Here is a 16,766-nt window from a genome sequence, read left to right as displayed (position 1 = left end):
GGGTGGGCGGTGTCAGACCGGGGCCACGTCCTGCTTCCCCGTGGCGGAACGGACGGCCTCGGCCACCGCGGGGGCGACCGCGGCGTCGAAGACGCTCGGCACGATGAACGACGGGTTCGGCTCGGCGACGACGTCGGCGATCGCGGCCGCGGCGGCGAGCAGCATGGCGTCGGTGATGTCGCGGGCCTGGGCGTCCAGCAGGCCCCGGAACACCCCGGGGAACGCGAGCACGTTGTTGATCTGGTTGGGGTAGTCCGAGCGGCCGGTGGCCACCACGGCGGCGTGGGCCGTGGCGATCGCCGGGTCGATCTCGGGGTCGGGGTTGGCCAGCGCGAACACGATCGAGTCGGGAGCCATGGTGGCGAGCTCCTCGGCGCCGAACAGGTTGGGCGCGGACACCCCGATGAACACGTCGGCGTCGACGAGGGCGTCGGCCAGCGTGCCGGACACCCGCGCCTCGTTGGTGTGCTCGGCGATCCAGCGCAGGTTGTCGTCGAGACCGTCGCGCCCCGGGTGGACGATGCCGTCGATGTCGACGGCCAGCACGTCGCCGGGCGCGCTCGAACGCAGCAACCGGATCACGGCCGAACCGGCGGCGCCGACCCCGCACACCACGATCTTGCAGTCGGAGATCTTCTTGCCCACCACGCGCAGGGCGTTGCGCAGGGCGCCGAGCACGACCACCGCCGTGCCGTGCTGGTCGTCGTGGAAGACCGGGATGTCGAGCAGCTCGCGCAGGCGCGCCTCGATCTCGAAGCAGCGCGGCGCGGCGATGTCCTCGAGGTTGATGCCGCCGTAGGCCGGGGCGAGGATCTGGACGGTGCGGATGATCTCCTCGGTGTCCTGGGTGTCCAGGCACACCGGCCAGGCGTCCACGCCGGCGAACCGCTTGAACAGCGCCGCCTTGCCCTCCATCACCGGCATCGCGGCCGCGGCACCGAGGTTGCCGAGCCCGAGCACCGCGGAGCCGTCGGTGACGACCGCGACCGTGTTGCGCTTGATCGTCAGGCGCCTCGCGTCGGCGGGGTTGGCCGCGATGGCCTGGCAGACGCGGGCGACGCCGGGCGTGTAGGCCCGCGAGAGGTCGTCGCGGTTGCGCAGGCTGACCTTGGACTCGACGCTCAGCTTGCCCCCGAGGTGCAGCAGGAACGTGCGGTCGGAGACCTTGCGCACCCGCACGCCCGGCAGCGCCTCGAGCGCCGCGGTGATCTCGCTGGCGTGGGCCTCGTTGAGGGCGTTGCAGCTGATGTCGACGATGAGCGTCCGGGTGTGCGACTCGACCACGTCGAACGCGGTGACGACGCCGCCGACGCGGCCGACCGCCATCGTGATGTCGCCTGCGGCACTGGCGGAGGCGGGCGCCTCGACGCGCGCGGTGATGGCGTATCCGGGACCGGGAACTGGCACCCCAGAACACTACCGCCGGTGCACTCGGGGCCGGTCCGGGCCGGGGTCCCGTCGCGCCGATCTCCGCCCGATGCGCCGCGAGGGGTTGTGACCGCCCGGGGTCGGGTGTGAGATGACGCACACGTCAGCTTCGGACGTCGACGCAGTGCCGCGGAGGTGGTCCCCCATGGCCGTCAGAGCAGAAGCCGGGCAGCGGAGCGGAAACCGGACACCGGTTCCCACCGTCAGCGATCCGTCCCGGGTACGGAACGTGGTCCTCGTCGGACCGTCGGGGTCGGGGAAGACGACGCTGGTGGAGGCGCTGCTCGCCCACACCGCCGCGATACCGCGGCCCGGCGCAGTGGTGGAAGGCACAACGGTCTGCGACCACGACCCGGCGGCGGTCCGGCAGCAGCGGTCCGTCGCGCTCTCCGTGGCTCCCCTGCTGCACGAGGACACCAAGATCAACCTGATCGACACCCCCGGCTACGGGGACTTCGTCGGCGAGCTGCGCGCGGGGTTGCGCGCCGCCGACGCCGCGCTGTTCGTCGTGCCGGCCAACGAGGGACGCGAGGGCGCGATCGACCCTGCCGCCGTCGCGCAGTGGGAGGAATGTGCCGCCGTCGGCATGCCCCGTGCCGTGGTGGTCGCCCGCTGCGACCACGCCCGCGCCGACCTCGAAGCCACGATCGCCGCCTGCCAGGAGGCGTTCGGCAGCGGCGTCGCCCCGCTCTACCTGCCCATCCGCGACGGGGACCGGCTCACCGGCCTCTACGGCCTGCTCTCGCAGACTCCGCCGGGACAGGCCCCACCCGGCGCCGAGGACGCCCGCAGCGAACTGGTCGAGGGCATCATCGAACAGTCCGAGGACGAGTCGCTCATGGAGCGCTACCTCGGTGGCGAGGAACTGGACGTCACCACCCTCGTCGACGACCTCGAGACCGCCGTCTCCCGCGGGTCGTTCCACCCGGTGATCCCGGTCTGCGCGAGCAGCGGGACGGGGCTCGACGCGCTCCTCGAGGTGCTCACCGGCGGCTTCCCCTCACCGCTGGAGCGCCCGCTCCCGCCGGTCAGCGGCGTCGAGGGCGCGGCGCACCCGCCGCTCACGGCCGATCCCGACGGACCGCTGGCCGCCGAGATCGTGCGGACCTCCGCCGACCCCTACGTGGGGCGCGTCTCCCTGGTGCGGGTCTTCTCCGGGACGCTGCGCCCGGAGTCGACGGTGCACGTGAGCGGGCACCACGTGAGCATCCCGACCCAGCGCGACGGGGAGTCGAACGGCGCAGGCTCCGACGGGCACGACGCCGACGAGCGCCTCGCGCACGTCTACGCCCCGCTCGGGGCAACGCTGCGCGAGGTGGAGGCGTGCGTGGCGGGCGACATCTGCGCCCTCACCAAGCTCGGGACCGCCGAGACCGGGGACACGGTGTCGGCCGCCGAGCACCCGCTGCTGCTCTCCTGCTGGGACCTGCCCCGCCCGCTGCTGCCCGTCGCGGTGGCGGCCCGGACGCGGGGGGACGAGGACGCGCTGGTCAAGACGCTCGGGAAGATCGTCGCGGCCGACCCGACGCTGCACCTGGAACGCAACCAGGAGACCCACCAGACCGTGCTGTGGTGCATGGGCGAGGCCCACGCCGACGTCGTGCTGTCGCGGCTGCGCGCCGGCGGGGCCGACGTCGACACCGAACCGGTGCGCATCCCGCTGCGGACCACCCTGGCCGCGCCTGCGCGGGTGACCGGACGCCACGTCAAGCAGTCCGGTGGGCACGGCCAGTACGCCGTCTGCCACATCGAGTTCGAGCCGCTGCCGCGTGGGGCGGGCATCGAGTTCGTCGACAAGATCTTCGGCGGGTCGGTCCCCCACCAGTTCATCCCGAGCGTCGAGAAGGGGGTGCGGGCCCAGGCCGCGCGCGGGCTGACCGAGGACCACCACCCGGTCGTCGACTTCCGCGCCACCCTCGTGGACGGCAAGGCCCACAGCGTCGACTCCTCGGACGCCGCGTTCCAGACCGCGGGCGCGATCGCCCTGCGGGAGGCGGCGGAGGCGTGCGGCGTGCAGGTCCTCGAGCCGTATGACGAGGTGACGGTGCGGGTACCGGACGAGCACCTCGGAGCCGTGCTCGGGGATCTCTCCGGACGGCGCGGGCGGGTGCTCGGCACCGACCTCGCCGGTCCGGGCAGGTCACTGGTGCGGGCCGAGGTGCCCTGCACGGAGCTGTGCCGCTACGCCGTCGACCTGCGTGCGATGACGAGCGGCGCGGCGACGTTCACCCGGCGGTCCGCCCGTTACGACGTGGCCCCGGGCTGACCCGGCGCCGGCAGGGACTGCAGGAAGCCCAGTAGCTCAGCAGTGACCTCGTCGGGGCGCTCCTGCTGTGTCCAGTGGCCGCAGCCGGGAAGGATCACCGGCTCGCGGAGGCCGGGATGCACGCGACCGAGTGCGTCGAGCGCCTCGATCGTGTGGGCGAACGCCAGAACGGGATCGCGGTCCCCGACGACGTACAGGGCGGGCATGCGGAGCGCCGCTCCCTCGAAGGGCGCGGTCAGCTCCCAGTTGCGGTCGAGGTTGCGGTACCAGTCGAGGGCGCCGGTGAACCCGAGGGCGTCGAACTGCCCGGCGAAGACGTCGAGGTCCGCCTCGCTCAGCCACTCCGGGCTCTCGCGGGGGTCAGGCATGCCGTCCAGGAGGCCGCCCCCGTGCGGTACGAGCAGCGGCTGTGGGTTCTCGGTGTTGTCGCCGCTGAGCGCATGGAAGAACCGGCGCAGGGTCGCCCGCACGTCGCGGCCGAACTCACGGTCGGCGACATCCGGCTGCTCGACTGCTCGGGCGCGACGACCCGGTACCCGGCCGCCACCAGCGGTGCGATCTGGTGCCGCCACGAGTACGCGCTCTCGGGAAACCCGTGCAGCAGCAGGAGGAGCGGACCCTCGCCCTCGTCCAGCACCCGCAGCCGGACGCCGTTGACGTCCGCAGGTCGTCGTTCTCCCCCGGTGTTCGCCACGATCGCCACGGTACGGCTCCGACATGCCGTCCGATGACGTGTCAGGGCACGCCGAGATACCGCAGCCCCGCGGTGGTGGCCGCGGCCAGGACGACGACCAGCACGAACGGCACCTTGCGCCAGGCGGCGAGCGCACCCACGGCGACGCCGGCGGGCCGGGCCCAGCCGGCGAACCCGCTGCCGTCGGTGAACGCGGCCGTGGCCACCAGCGCCACGAGCAGCGCAGTGGCCCCGAGGTCGACGTAACGCTCCACCCGCGCGGGGACGCGCACCCGGTCGCGCAGGACGACCCCGGCCAGCCGCAGCGCGTAGGTGCCCGCGGCGAGGGCCACGACGACCGGCCAGTTCACGCCGCCTCCCGCCGGTCACCGGGCAGCCGCGCGACGACCAGGCCGAGCAGGCCGACCAGCACCGGCACCCCCGGCGGCAGCAGCGGCGTCGCCAGCAGCGCCAGCGCGGCCGCGGCCAGCCCCACCCGGCGCGCGTCGGCCCGGTGCAGTGACGGCAGCAGCAGAGCCAGCAGCGCCGCGGGGAAGGCGGCGTCCACCCCGAAGGTGTCCGGGTCGGGGACGGCGCCACCCGCCAGCACCCCGACCACCGTCCCCACGTTCCAGAAGACGAACAGCAGCGAGCCGCAGAGCCAGTACGCGGTGCGGGCCCGCCGGCCACTACCCCGGGCCCGGGAGAACGCCACGCTCTCGTCGACCATGAGGTGCGTTCCGAGCAGCCGCAACGGCCAGCGATCGGCGATGTTGCCCCCGACCGTTAGCCCGAACGGCACGTGCCGCACGTTGAGCAGCAGCCCGGCGGCCAGTGCGGCGATCGCGCCGCCCCCCGCGGCCACCACGGCGACGACGAGGAACTGGGCACCGCCCGCGAACACCAGCAGCGACAGGGTCATGGCGAGCAGGACCGGCACCCCCGCCGCGGCAGCGAGAGCACCGAACGAGGCCCCCACCACCCCGACGGCGGCCGCCAGGGCCAGGGCGTCCCGGAGGTCATCGCGGTCTATTGTTCGGCGTAGCGAACGCATGACCGATAGAGTGAACGGTTACCAAACCGTTCGTCAAGCCGAACGAGGATACTGATGGATCGAACGGCACCGCTGGCGACGATCGCCGCCGCGCTCCGCCGGGAGCGGGAGCGGCACGGCCTCTCCTCGGCCGAGCTCGCCCGCAGGGCCGGCATCGCGAAGTCGACGGTCTCCCAGCTCGAGGCGGGCGCCGGCAACCCCAGCGTCGAGACCCTCTGGGCGCTCGCCGTGGTGCTCGAGGTCCCGTTCAGCCGCCTGGTGGACCCACCGGCGGCCCCCGTCCACGTGTTGCGGGCGGGTGAGGGCCTGGCCATCCCGTCCGAGCACTCCCCGTTCACGGGCACCCTGCTCGCCGCCTGCCCACCGGGGGCACGGCGCGACCTCCACGTCATCGCGGCCGAGCCCGGCCCGGCCCGCGAGGCCCGGGCGCACATCCCCGGCACCACCGAGCACCTGCTCGTCATGGCCGGGCGCTGGCGGGCCGGTCCGGTCGAGGCGCAGGTCGAGCTCGCTCCGGGTGACTACGCCCGCTTCCCGGGCGACCGCCCGCACCTCTACCAGGCCCTCGAGCCCGGGTGTGCCGCGGTGCTGGTGATGGAGTACGTGTAGCACTCCCCCACCGCGCACCGCGGCCGGCCCTTCGCCCTCCGGTCAGCCGCCCCCGGTGCTCCCGGCCGGGTCACGACGGGCCGGGGGCGCGTCCGGGGCGCCCTCGGTGAGCGCGCGGACCGGGTCCCGGACGAGACCCGGCCTCCCGGACTGGTCCCTGGTCGAGCTGGTCAACCGGCCCCCCGTCAACCCGACCCCCCGGGCCACGTCCTTCACCTGGCCCGGACCGCGCACCTTCTCGGGTGTCCGTTTGGGGTCCTGGACGAGGCTGTTCGTCAGCTCACCGGGGGGCAGCGGGTACTGCTTCACCCAGTCCACCTCCATGGAGGACTCCTGGACGGGGCCGGAACCGCTGTCCGGGAACCAGTCGAGCTGGATGCACAGGTGCATGGGCCCCGGCGGGAGGATGCTCCGGTCCGTGGTCCGGTACCACTCCCGGCCGTCGACGAAGGCGGCGACGTGGGTGGGTGTCCACTCCACGGCCCAGTTGTGCCACTGGGTCCCGTCGATCCGCACCTCGCCGTGCACCTGGTCGTTGTTCGGGCCGTAGTGCAGGAAGAAGTCCGTGGTCTGGCGGCTCGGGTCCATCATCTCCATGAAGTCGATCTCCCCGCCCACCGGGAAGTTCTCCGCGTCCGGCCAGAGCAGCATCAGCGCGTTGTACGTCTCGTCCGAGGCCGGGGCGCGCACCCTGCCCTCCCAGCGGCCGTACATCTGGCCCGGGTTCCACGCCATGCCCTCGGTGTTGCCCTGGGAGTCGCCGGTGATGGTCAGCACCCCGTTCCGGACGGTCACCGCCGATGGCGTGCGCCGTCCGTTGCCCCCGTGGCCCGGGCCGTCGTAGAGCTCCCAGTTGGGGCCGAGACCCGAGGTGAACTCGTCCACCCGGTTCGGCGTACCCCACCCCCGCACCGCGGCGGCGGTGGTGCCGACCGGGTCACAGTCGACACCCGGTGGCGGCACCGGTGGGGCCGGCGCCAGCGCAGGGGGCGGGGCCGGCAACGGTGGCAACGGCACAGTCGGCACCGGCGGGACAGGCGGCACCGGCGGGACGGTCGGCAGCGGCGGCACGGGCGGCACTGTCGGCACCGGCGGCACCGGCGGCACGCTGGGGACCACCGGAACCTGCCCCGGAGCCAGCGGCGTCAGCACCATCGGCACGGGGAACGGGACCGGGAAGGGCACCGGCATGGGGTAGGGCACCGGATACGGCACCATCACCACGTTCGCCGCCGACAGCGGAGCCGGGGCCACTGTCGGGAGCGCCGCCGGCGGCTGCTGGACCGGTGCCGGCAGCTGCGGCGCGGGCAGCGGGCCGGGATGCGGCGGCGCCGGTACGGGCACCGGCGGCACCAGCGGTGCCGGCAGGACCGACGTCGGCACCGCGGGCGGCACCGGGTTCGGCACCACGGGGCGCGGCACCACCGAGGTCGGTGACACGGGCGCCACCGGACCTGGCAGCGCGGGGAGCGGCAGCGCCGATGTCGGTGTCACGGGACGGGGCAGTGCAGGGAGCGGCACCACCGAGGTCGGCGGGACCGGCGGTGACACCGGGCCCGGGACGGGCACGGGGAGCGCGGAGGTCGGCAGCACCTGCGGGGGTGACACAGGGGCCGGCGCAGGAGCGGGGAGCACCGTCGTGGGCAGTACCGGGCCCGGCGGCAGCGGCAGGATCGAGGGCGGCGGCAGGACCGGCGCCGGGGTCGGGGTCACCGGGATCTGCGCGAGCCTGCTCGCATCCGCCTGCTGCGGTCGGTCCTGCTCCGTGCGGCCCAGCAACGGCACGCCGACGGAGCCCGTCACCGCTCCGCTCGGTGCCGGCCGGGGAGCGGCCAGCACCCCGGGTGGCGCAGCGGTGGGCCCCGGCGGGTTGGGCGCCGCCGTCGGGCCGGGCCCGGCCGGCACGCAGCCCGGCGGCGGAGGCGGAGTGGGTTGCGCGATCGCCGCCATCGAGCCGCTGAGCATCGTGGTGATGACGATGCACCCGATGGTCGCGTATCGCCTCATCTACCTCACCTACCCCTCACGTCACAGATCAGACACGAGGGACCCTAGGCGCGGGCGATTACTCAGTCGGCCCCATTCACCGGACCGTGTGGGGGGGACAACCGCTTCGGGGAGCAGCGGGCGGCACAGAACGAAGTCGCCGCCGTGTCCCGGTTACGGTGACCGGTGACACGGCGGCGACGAACGGAGCAATCCGCGCTACGGGGTGGCGCGTGAACCCCGAGCGGGTGAGGGGCCTACCAGCCCCGGGTGGCGTAGCGCTGGTCGGCGGGCAGCTCGGCGACGTTGATGCCGACCATGGCCTCACCCAGCCCGCGGGAGACCTTCGCGACGACGTCGGGGTCGTCGAAGAACGTGGTGGCCTTGACGATGGCCTCGGCACGCTGCGCAGGGTCGCCCGACTTGAAGATGCCCGAGCCCACGAACACACCCTCGGCCCCGAGCTGCCGCATCATGGCCGCGTCGGCCGGGGTGGCGATGCCGCCCGCGGTGAAGAGCACCACCGGCAGCTTGCCCGCGCGGGCGACCTCCGCCACCAGCTCCACCGGAGCCCGCAGCTCCTTCGCGGCGACGTAGAGCTCGGCCTCGTCGAGCGTGGTCAACCGGCGGATCTCCGACCGGATGGACCGCATGTGGCGCGTGGCCTCGACGACGTTGCCCGTGCCCGCCTCGCCCTTCGAGCGGATCATGGCCGCGCCCTCGGAGATGCGGCGCAGGGCCTCCCCGAGGTTGGTGGCACCACAGACGAAGGGGACGGTGAACGCCCACTTGTCGATGTGGTGCGCCTCGTCGGCCGGGGTGAGCACCTCGGACTCGTCGACGTAGTCGACGCCGAGCGACTGCAGCACCTGCGCCTCGACGAAGTGGCCGATCCGCGCCTTGGCCATCACCGGGATCGAGACGGCGTCGATGATGCCCTGGATCATGTCGGGGTCGCTCATCCGCGCCACCCCGCCCTGGGCGCGGATGTCGGCCGGCACGCGCTCGAGCGCCATCACTGCGACGGCGCCCGCGTCCTCGGCGATCTTGGCCTGGTCGGCGTCGACCACGTCCATGATCACGCCGCCCTTGAGCATCTCCGCCATCCCGCGCTTGACGCGTGCGGTGCCCAGCGCTGGGCCGGCGGTGGTCTTGGACGTTTCCGACGACACGGTTCTACCCCTCGGTTCTACGATCTGCGGACACCCGATCGTACTTCAGAGCAACGACCTGCAAGTCCGGATTGGTGGCCGGCGCGACAGTCGTCACTCCGGCCTCGGCGTCGGCGATCTCGAAGTACGCCGGCAGCGGCGCGGTGCCGGCGAGATGCAGCCAGCGCACCAGCCGGCGCGACCGCAGCCCGAGGGTGTCGCGCACGGCGTCGTTGTACACCCGCCGCGCCAGGATGAGCAGCTGTTCGGCGTCGACGAGCTCCTCCAGCACCGCCGGGGGCAGCACCGCCCGGTCGACGGCCGCGAGCGCTCGGCCGAGCACGTTCTCCGCGGCCTCCCGGTCGCCGGTGGGCGCACGGGCCGCCGCCACCGCCGCCCGCAGCCGGTCGGTCTGGTTCCCGGGGGTGACCGCCGCGGCCGCCAGCGCCGCCGCGGCCCGCCGCTCCAGCGCGGACTCCAGGCCCGCCCGGGCGGCGTCGGTGCGCGCATGCAGGCGGTCCAGCCGCCGCACCCTGACGATGGTCTGCAGGACCACCCAGGCCAGCACGAGAGCGGCGACGACGGCCGCCGTCCAGAGCGCACCGGTCACGACGCCCCCCGACCGACGGCGACCCCGCGGGGATCGGCCGCCACCGCGGCGCGGTAGACCCGCACCACGGATGCGGCGACGGCGGGCCAGCCGAAGTCGGCGGCCCGCAGCCGGCCGGCCGCGGACATCGCCGCCCGCAGCGGTGGGTCGTCCAGCAGGGTGGGGAGCGCCGCCGCGAGTGCGGCGGCATCCCCCGTCGGGAACAGGGCTCCTGCCTGCGAGTCGCCCAGCACGGCCCGGAAGGCGTCGAGGTCGCTCGCCAGCACCGGCGCTCCGGCGGCCATCGCCTCCGCCAGCACGATGCCGAAGCTCTCGCCGCCGAGGTTCGGCGCGCAGAACACGTCGACCGACCGCAGTGCCGCGGCCTTGGTGGCGTCGTCGACGGCTCCGAGGACGTCGAGCCGGTCGGCCACCGGGCCCGCCGCGCGCCGCAGCGCACCGACGTCGCCCCGGCCCACGACCAGCACGCGCAGGTCGGGCCGCGTGGGCGCCAGTGCCCGCAGCGCGTCGAGCAGCACGGGCATCCCCTTGCGCGACTCGTCGAACCGGCCGAGGAAACCGACGGTGCCCGGCCGGGGATGGCCGGGTAGGAGTGGCCCGTCGGCGAAGGCGGGGATGTCGACGCCGTTGGGGATCTCCACGGCGTCGCCACCCAGGTGCTGGACCTGCACCCGGCGGGCCAGTGGCGACACCGCGATGCGGGCCGTGACCTTCTCCATCAGCGGTCGCAGCATCCCCCCGAACGCGCTCAGCGCCCGCGACCGGTCGGTGGAGGTGTGGAACGTGGCCACGATGGGGCCCTCGGCGGCGAAGAGGGTCAGCACCGACAGGCTGAACGTCGTGGGCTCGTGCAGGTGCAGCACGTCGAAGGAGTTGCCGGCGAGCCAGCGCCGGGCCCGCGCGTAGGTGACGGGCCCGAACGACACTCGCGCCACCGAGCCGTTGTAGGGCACCCCCATCGCCCGCCCGGTCGGGGTGACGAACGTGGGCACGGGCGTGTCGTCGCCCGCGGGGGCGAGCACGCTCACGCTGTGGCCGAGGTCCTCCAGCGCGCCCGCGAGGCCGACCACATGGGCCTGCACCCCGCCCGGGACGTCGAGCGAGTACGGGCAGACGATGCCGATCCGCAGCGGGGGTCCTCGGCGTGACGACGCCGGGTGCACGATCTCGGTCATCCCGCCTCCGCCCGGGCGACGTGGTCGGCCGTCCAGATCGGCTGCAGCGCGTGCCAGTCCGCCGGGGCCTGCGCGATCAGCCTGCCGAACGCGTCGGCGATCGCCTGCGTCGCCTCGGCGACCGCGGCCCGCGTCCCGCCCGTGCCGCGCAGGGGTGAGCCGTCGCCGACCGGCACCGGCTCCCCGATCGGCACCACCCAGCCCCCCGGCCGGAAGTGCGGGTAGGCCGGCATCAGGACGGCGCCGGTGAGGGCCGCGAGCCGGGCCGGGCCGGTGGGGAAGCGCGCCGGTTCGCCGAGGAACTGCACCTCCACGCCGGTGCCGGTGATGTCCCGTTCCGCCACCAGGCAGACGACGCCCCCGGCGCGCAGCCGCCGGGTGAGGGCACGGTGGGCGGCGACGGCGTCCTCGGCGGCCACGACCTCGAACCCGAGCAGCTCCCGGTAGGCGACGAACCGCCGGTAGAGCGACTCCGGACGCAACCGCTGCGCCACGGTCGTGAACCCGGCGGGCAGGCCCCGCCGGCGCAGCTCCTCCACCAGCCACACGCCGGCAGCGTCCCAGTTGCCGCTGTGCGGCACCGCGAAGACCACCCCGCGCCCGGCGTCCAGCGCCTCGAAGAACGGGCCGGTGCCCGTGAAGAACGGGTCCATCCGGGCGTGGACGTCCGCCGGGTCCATCGACGGCAGCCGGAAGGCCTCGCACCAGTAGCGCGCGTAGCTGCGCATGGCCTCGCGCACCAGCGCGTCGACCTCGGCCGGGGTCGCGGCCGGGACCACCCGCGCCAGGTTGGCCCGCAGCTGCGCGACCCCGGCCCCGCCGCGGCGGGTGGCGAGGTCGGCACCGAACCGGAAGAGCCCGGACGCCGCCCCGGCCGGGAGCGCGCGCACGAGCCGCCAGGCCGCCGCGAACTCGGCATCGGCCACGCGCTCCGCGAAGCGGGGCCCAGCCGCCGTCCCGGGGACCGGATCGACCTGCGCTCGCCCGCCGCGCCACGGCGTCCCGGCCTGCGGCGGTGGCCCGGCGTGGGGCGGATCGAGCCGGGCGGTCACGGGCCCGGCGCGGGGTCGGCGGAGTCGCTCGCCACGGCCTGCGCGCTCCGGTACACGGCGAGGATCCGCTGCCCGACGGTCCACACCGACGCCACGGCCAGCACGCACAGCGCGACGGGCAGGGCGTAGGGCACCCCGAGGCCGTGCAGCCCGGTGCCGACCAGCGCGACGATCAGCCGCTCGGCCCTCTCGACGAGGCCGCCGTCGGCGGACAGCCCGGCGCCCTCGGCCCGCGCCTTGATGTAGGAGACGAGCTGGCCGGCGACCAGGCAGACCAGCGCCGCGACGCCCAGGAGGCGCTGGTCCCCCACGCCGAGGCACCACCAGGTGATCGCGGCGAACACCGCGCCGTCGGCCACCCGGTCGCACGTGGAGTCGAGCACCGCGCCGAACGGCGTGCCGTGGCCCCTGGCCCGGGCCATGGCGCCGTCGATGAGGTCGAACAGCACGAAGACGGTGACCACCACCGTGCCGACGAACAGCTGGTCCCGCGGCAGGAACCAGAGCGCCGCGGCGACGGTGCCGACAGTGCCGACGACGGTGACCACGTCGGGTGCGACGCCGTGCCCGACGAGCCACCGGCCGATCGGGTCGGTCACGCGGTTGATGCGCACGCGGGCAAGGACGTTGAGCATGGACTCCTGCTTGTCGACCGGGGCCCTGCGCCGGCCGGCCGCAGCGCGCCGGCACCCGCCTGGACCGTCTGCAGCCTAGCCCGGGTCGGTCGACGCCCCTCCCTGCGGCTCTCCGACCGGCGCCCAGGCCTGCGCGAGCAGCGCCCGGGTCTCCGACAACAGCTGCGGGATCACCTTCGTCTGCCCGACGACCGCGATGAAGTTGGCGTCGCCTCCCCAGCGCGGCACGACGTGCTGGTGCAGGTGCTCGGCCAGCGAGCCGCCCGCAACGGTGCCGAGGTTGATCCCGACGTTGAACGCGTGCGGCGCCGCGACCTGCTTCAACGCCCGCACGGCCGCCTGTGTGAACGTCATGAGCTCGACCCCCTCCTCGGGGGTGAGATCCTCCAGCTCGGCCACGTGCCGGTAAGGCAGCACCATGAGGTGGCCCGGGTTGTACGGGTGCAGGTTCAGCACCGCGTACACCGTGCGCCCGCGGGCGACGACGAGGCCCTCCTCGTCGGACAGGCTGGGGATGCGGCAGAACGGGCAGCCGTCGCCCCCGGCGTCCTTGATGTAGGCCATGCGGTGCGGCGTCCACAGCCTGCGGAAGCCGTCGGGCGTTCCGACGCCGTCCCGCAGCTCGACCACCGGCTCGGCCGGGCCGTCGGTCTCGCCCGGCTGGGCCGCGTCGCTCATGCTCCGATCCTAATGTCACCGCCGGGAACGTCGGCGGAGTGATCACCGAGGACCCGGGGACGTCACGTCCACCGCGCTGATCTCGGCACCGGTCGCCCCTCGGGCCGGGTGTTTGCACCGGCGCCCCACCCGCTGCACAGTAGCGCCGGTGAGACTCGAGAACATCATCTGGGACGCCCGTGATCCCCACCGGCTCGGCCGGTTCTGGGCGGCCGCCCTCGGCGCGGAGCCGATCACGAACGAGCCGGACCTCGTCGAAGCTCGGCTGCGCCTCGCCGACGACGCCTTCCTCGATCTGTGCTTCCAGCGGGTGGCCTCGCCCTCTGCCTCACCGGCCCGCCTGCATCCCGACCTCTCCGGCGGAGCGCGGCAGCAGGAGATCGTGCAGAGGCTGCTCGACCTCGGCGCCGAGCACGCCGACATCGGCCAGGGCGCGGTGCCCTGGGTGGTCCTCACCGACCCCGAAGGCAACGCCTTCTGCGTGATGGAGGACCGCGACGTCTACCGCGACACCGGACCCATCGCAGCGCTGCCGCTCGACAGCGCTGATCCGGACAGGGACGCCGCGTTCTGGGCGGAGATCACCGGCTGGGTGCCCCGAGCCGGGACGTCCGGGGCGACGACACTGCGTCACCCCTCGGGCGTCGGCCCCCTGCTCGAGCTCTGTCCCGAGCCCGAGCCCAAACGCGGGAAGAACCGGCTGCACCTCGACGTGCGCCCCGACGCCCGGGACCACGACATCGTCGAACGCATCGCGGCGTGGGGAGCCACCCCACGCACCGACCCGTCCGACCATCCGTGGCTCGTGTGCGCCGATCCCTCCGGCAACGAGTTCTGCATCCTGGCCCAGCAGTCCTGAGCCAGCAGCCAGCCGGACCACCGGCGAGGTGAGCCGGAAGCCGGTACAGGCCGCTACGGGGCCGCCGCGAAGACGTCGCCCGTCGGCGAGGTGTTGTTCCGGCTCGCAATCCAGTCGACGACCGTGGCCACGGCGTCGGCCACCGGGATCCCGTTGAGCTGGGACCCGTCGCGGAACCGGAAGCTGACCGCGCCCGCCTCGACGTCACGGCCGCCCACCAGCATCAGGAACGGCACCTTCTGCAGCGTGTGGGTGCGGATCTTCTTCTGCATCCGGTCGTCGCTCGCGTCGACCTCGACCCGCACGCCCTGCTTGCGCAGCTGCACGGCGACGTCCTCCACGTAGCCGACCTGGTCGTCGGTGACCGGGATCGCGACGACCTGCACGGGAGCGAGCCACGCGGGGAACGCGCCGGCGTAGTGCTCGGTGAGCACGCCGAAGAACCGCTCGATGGAGCCGAACAGGGCGCGGTGGATCATCACCGGCCGCTGGCGCGAGCCGTCGGCCGCCGTGTACTCCAGGCCGAACCGCTCGGGCAGGTTGAGGTCGAGCTGGATGGTCGACATCTGCCAGGTGCGGCCGATCGCGTCGCGCGCCTGCACCGAGATCTTCGGCCCGTAGAACGCCGCGCCGCCGGGGTCGGCGACGAGATCGAGGCCCGAGTGCTCGGCGGCCTCGCGCAGCGCCTCGGTGGACCGCTCCCACATCTCGTCGGTGCCGACGGACTTGTCGGGGTTGCGGGTGGACAGCTCGAGGTAGAAGTCGTCGAGGCCGTAGTCGCGCAGCAGGTCGAGCACGAACTTCAGAAGCGACTTGAGCTCGTCCTGCACCTGCTCCGGGGTGCAGAAGATGTGGGCGTCGTCCTGGGTCATGCCGCGCACGCGGGTGAGCCCGTGGATCACGCCCGACTTCTCGTAGCGGTACACGGAGCCGAACTCGAACTCGCGCAGCGGCAGCTCCCGGTACGACCGGCCCCGCGAGTCGAAGATCAGGATGTGCATGGGGCAGTTCATCGGCTTGAGGTAGTAGTCCTGCCCCGGCTTGCGCACCTCGCCGTCCGGGCCGCGCTCCTCGTCGAGGTGCATCGCCGGGAACATCCCGTCGGCGTACCAGTCGAGGTGGCCGGAGATCTCGTAGAGCCGGCCCTTTGTGATGTGCGGGGTGTAGACGAACTCGTAGCCCGCCTCCTCGTGCCGGCGGCGGGAGTAGTCCTCCAGCTCGCGCCGGATGATCCCGCCCTTCGGGTGGAACACCGGCAGGCCAGAGCCCAGCTCGTCGGGGAAGGAGAACAGGTCGAGCTCCGCACCGAGGCGGCGGTGGTCGCGGCGCTCGGCCTCGGCCAGCCGCTCCAGGTGCGCGTCGAGGGCCTCCTGGCTCTCCCACGCGGTGCCGTAGATGCGCTGCAGCTGCGGGTTCTTCTCACTCCCCCGCCAGTACGCCGCGGCGGTCCGGGTGAGCGTGAAGGCGGGGATGAAGCGGGTGGTGGGGATGTGCGGCCCACGGCACAGGTCGGACCACACGGTCGCGCCGGTGTGGGCGTGCACGTTGTCGTAGATGGTCAGCTCGCCGGAGGCGTCGACCTCCATGACCTCGCCGTCCTCGGCCGCCTCGGACTCCGGGCCGCCCTTGAGCTCGATCAGCTCGAGCTTGTACGGCTCGTCGGCGAGCTCCTCGCGGGCGTCCTCGAGCGAGTCGAAGCGGCGCCGGGAGAACCGCTGCCCGGCCTTGATGATCTTCTTCATCGCCGACTCGATCTTGGTGAGATCGTCGGGCGTGAAGGGCTTGTCCACGTCGAAGTCGTAGTAGAAGCCGTCGGTGATCGGCGGTCCGATCCCGAGCTTCGCGTCGGGGTACAGCTGCTGCACGGCCTGGGCGAGCACGTGCGCCGCCGAGTGCCGGATGACGCTGCGGCCGTCCTCGGTGTCGGCGCCGACGGGCTGCACCTCGACGTCGCCCTCGGGCATCCACGCGAGGTCGCGCAGCCGCCCCTCGGGATCGCGGACGACGACGACGGTGCTCGGGCCGCTGGTGGGCAGACCCGCCTCACGCACGGCGGAGCCCGCCGTCGTCCCGGCCGGCACCCGGACGGGGGCGGACGCGACGGGAGATACGGGCGCGGACACGGGAGGCCTCCAGCAGTCAGACGATGTACCTGTCGATGGTAGAGGTGTCGCGCGACGTGGTTTCCGGCAGCGTGGCGGGCCGCCCCACGGCCGGCCGGATCCCTCAGGCCAGCTTCCGCAACCCGGCGAGTACCCGCTGCAACGCGCCGACGTCCTGGGCCCACGCCTGGGGCAGGACGGCCTCACCGGCCGGGACCAGGGGCACCGGCCGAGGCGACGGACGGCGCCGCGGAAGCGGCACCTCGACGGCCACCCGGGGCTCGACGTGCTGCAGCGCCAGCACCGCCAGCGCTCCGGCCCGGGCGGGCGGGCGCAGCCCGGTGAGGGTGACCAGCGCGGGCTGCTGGCCGGCCGGGCCCGGTGCGGACGAGCGCCGCGGGTGGGGCACCGGCAGCGGTGGTGCGACCGGCGCCGGCCGGGGCCGGGGGACGGGCACCGGCGGGACCGCCGGCACCGCCACCGGGGGG

15 protein-coding genes and 1 pseudogene are annotated in these 16,766 nt (G+C 74.0%); 3 read left to right on the top strand and 13 right to left on the bottom strand.

Annotated features, from left to right (window positions below; translation table 11 throughout):
* Positions 1-12 precede the first annotated feature (12 nt).
* Complete coding sequence (locus HF577_RS31200) at positions 13-1,407, bottom strand: NAD-dependent malic enzyme (protein WP_169399584.1); 1,395 nt, start codon at positions 1,405-1,407, stop codon at positions 13-15.
* A 166-nt stretch (positions 1,408-1,573) separates the two neighbouring features.
* Here HF577_RS31200 and HF577_RS31195 point away from each other — a divergent pair, with 166 nt between their 5' ends.
* A complete protein-coding gene (locus HF577_RS31195) occupies positions 1,574-3,694 on the top strand; it encodes an elongation factor G-like protein EF-G2 (RefSeq protein WP_169399583.1) in 2,121 nt (706 codons plus the stop codon).
* Here HF577_RS31195 and HF577_RS37690 read toward each other — a convergent pair.
* The 3 genes from HF577_RS37690 to HF577_RS31180 all read right to left on the bottom strand — a co-directional run bounded on the left by HF577_RS37690 (position 3,673) and on the right by HF577_RS31180 (position 5,421).
* A complete protein-coding gene (locus HF577_RS37690; protein WP_246267633.1) occupies positions 3,673-4,266 on the bottom strand; it encodes an alpha/beta fold hydrolase in 594 nt (197 codons plus the stop codon). The genes HF577_RS31195 and HF577_RS37690 overlap by 22 nt on opposite strands.
* 163 nt (positions 4,267-4,429) lie before the next feature.
* Positions 4,430-4,738, bottom strand: a complete 309-nt coding sequence (locus HF577_RS31185; RefSeq protein WP_169399582.1) for an AzlD domain-containing protein — start codon at positions 4,736-4,738, stop codon at positions 4,430-4,432.
* A complete protein-coding gene (locus HF577_RS31180) occupies positions 4,735-5,421 on the bottom strand; it encodes an AzlC family ABC transporter permease (protein WP_169399581.1) in 687 nt (228 codons plus the stop codon). Before HF577_RS31180 ends, HF577_RS31185 begins: the two co-directional genes overlap by 4 nt.
* Before the next feature lie 54 nt (positions 5,422-5,475).
* Here HF577_RS31180 and HF577_RS31175 point away from each other — a divergent pair, with 54 nt between their 5' ends.
* Positions 5,476-6,030, top strand: a complete 555-nt coding sequence (locus HF577_RS31175; protein WP_169399580.1) for a helix-turn-helix domain-containing protein — start codon at positions 5,476-5,478, stop codon at positions 6,028-6,030.
* Between the two features lie 42 nt (positions 6,031-6,072).
* Here the strand turns inward: HF577_RS31175 and HF577_RS39455 are convergent, their stop codons facing one another.
* The 7 genes from HF577_RS39455 to HF577_RS31140 all read right to left on the bottom strand — a co-directional run bounded on the left by HF577_RS39455 (position 6,073) and on the right by HF577_RS31140 (position 13,317).
* The gene (locus HF577_RS39455) at positions 6,073-8,037 is read right to left on the bottom strand and encodes a glycoside hydrolase family 16 protein (RefSeq protein ID WP_211175099.1); all 1,965 of its coding nucleotides are present in this window, start codon (positions 8,035-8,037) and stop codon (positions 6,073-6,075) included.
* Between the two features lie 236 nt (positions 8,038-8,273).
* Positions 8,274-9,188, bottom strand: coding sequence for a pyridoxal 5'-phosphate synthase lyase subunit PdxS (pdxS, locus tag HF577_RS31165; protein ID WP_169399579.1), 915 nt, complete (start codon positions 9,186-9,188; stop codon positions 8,274-8,276).
* Between the two features lie 4 nt (positions 9,189-9,192).
* Positions 9,193-9,777: an NUDIX hydrolase gene (locus HF577_RS31160; RefSeq protein ID WP_312859500.1), complete on the bottom strand. Its 585-nt coding sequence runs from the start codon at positions 9,775-9,777 to the stop codon at positions 9,193-9,195.
* A complete protein-coding gene (locus HF577_RS31155; RefSeq protein WP_169399585.1) occupies positions 9,774-10,907 on the bottom strand; it encodes a glycosyltransferase family 4 protein in 1,134 nt (377 codons plus the stop codon). The genes HF577_RS31160 and HF577_RS31155 overlap by 4 nt, the downstream gene beginning before the upstream one ends.
* Positions 10,908-10,948: 41 nt before the next feature.
* A complete protein-coding gene (locus HF577_RS31150) occupies positions 10,949-11,878 on the bottom strand; it encodes a phosphatidylinositol mannoside acyltransferase (protein ID WP_169399578.1) in 930 nt (309 codons plus the stop codon).
* 122 nt (positions 11,879-12,000) lie between these two features.
* On the bottom strand, positions 12,001-12,639 hold the full coding sequence (gene pgsA / locus HF577_RS31145) for a phosphatidylinositol phosphate synthase (RefSeq protein WP_169399577.1): 639 nt from the start codon (positions 12,637-12,639) through the stop codon (positions 12,001-12,003).
* 75 nt (positions 12,640-12,714) lie between these two features.
* Positions 12,715-13,317 (bottom strand): HIT family protein, encoded by a 603-nt coding sequence (locus HF577_RS31140; RefSeq protein WP_169399576.1) that lies wholly within the window; start codon positions 13,315-13,317, stop codon positions 12,715-12,717.
* Between the two features lie 148 nt (positions 13,318-13,465).
* On the opposite strand from HF577_RS31140, the gene HF577_RS31135 reads away from it, so the two are divergent.
* The gene (locus tag HF577_RS31135; protein ID WP_169399575.1) at positions 13,466-14,176 is read left to right on the top strand and encodes a VOC family protein; all 711 of its coding nucleotides are present in this window, start codon (positions 13,466-13,468) and stop codon (positions 14,174-14,176) included.
* A gap of 53 nt (positions 14,177-14,229) precedes the next feature.
* Here the strand turns inward: HF577_RS31135 and thrS are convergent, their stop codons facing one another.
* Positions 14,230-16,299 carry a threonine--tRNA ligase gene (gene thrS / locus HF577_RS31130; RefSeq protein ID WP_169399574.1) on the bottom strand — a complete coding sequence of 690 codons (2,070 nt, stop codon included), beginning with the start codon at positions 16,297-16,299 and terminating at the stop codon, positions 14,230-14,232.
* A 103-nt stretch (positions 16,300-16,402) separates the two neighbouring features.
* Positions 16,403-16,766, bottom strand: a pseudogene (locus HF577_RS31125) (hypothetical protein); the annotation flags it as partial.

Source organism: Pseudonocardia xinjiangensis (genome assembly GCF_012911925.1).
Lineage (GTDB): Bacteria > Actinomycetota > Actinomycetes > Mycobacteriales > Pseudonocardiaceae > Pseudonocardia > Pseudonocardia xinjiangensis.
Note: the sequence above shows the minus strand (reverse complement) of the source record. Positions and strands in the feature narration are given on the sequence as shown.

Coding starts and splice junctions, on each gene's coding strand:
- HF577_RS31195 (WP_169399583.1), top strand. CDS start 1,574: ATGGCCGTCAGAGCAGAAGCCGGGCAGCGGAGCGGAAACCGGACACCG.
- HF577_RS31180 (WP_169399581.1), bottom strand. CDS start 5,421: ATGCGTTCGCTACGCCGAACAATAGACCGCGATGACCTCCGGGACGCC.
- HF577_RS31175 (WP_169399580.1), top strand. CDS start 5,476: ATGGATCGAACGGCACCGCTGGCGACGATCGCCGCCGCGCTCCGCCGG.
- HF577_RS39455 (WP_211175099.1), bottom strand. CDS start 8,037: ATGAGGCGATACGCGACCATCGGGTGCATCGTCATCACCACGATGCTC.
- pgsA (WP_169399577.1), bottom strand. CDS start 12,639: ATGCTCAACGTCCTTGCCCGCGTGCGCATCAACCGCGTGACCGACCCG.
- HF577_RS31140 (WP_169399576.1), bottom strand. CDS start 13,317: ATGAGCGACGCGGCCCAGCCGGGCGAGACCGACGGCCCGGCCGAGCCG.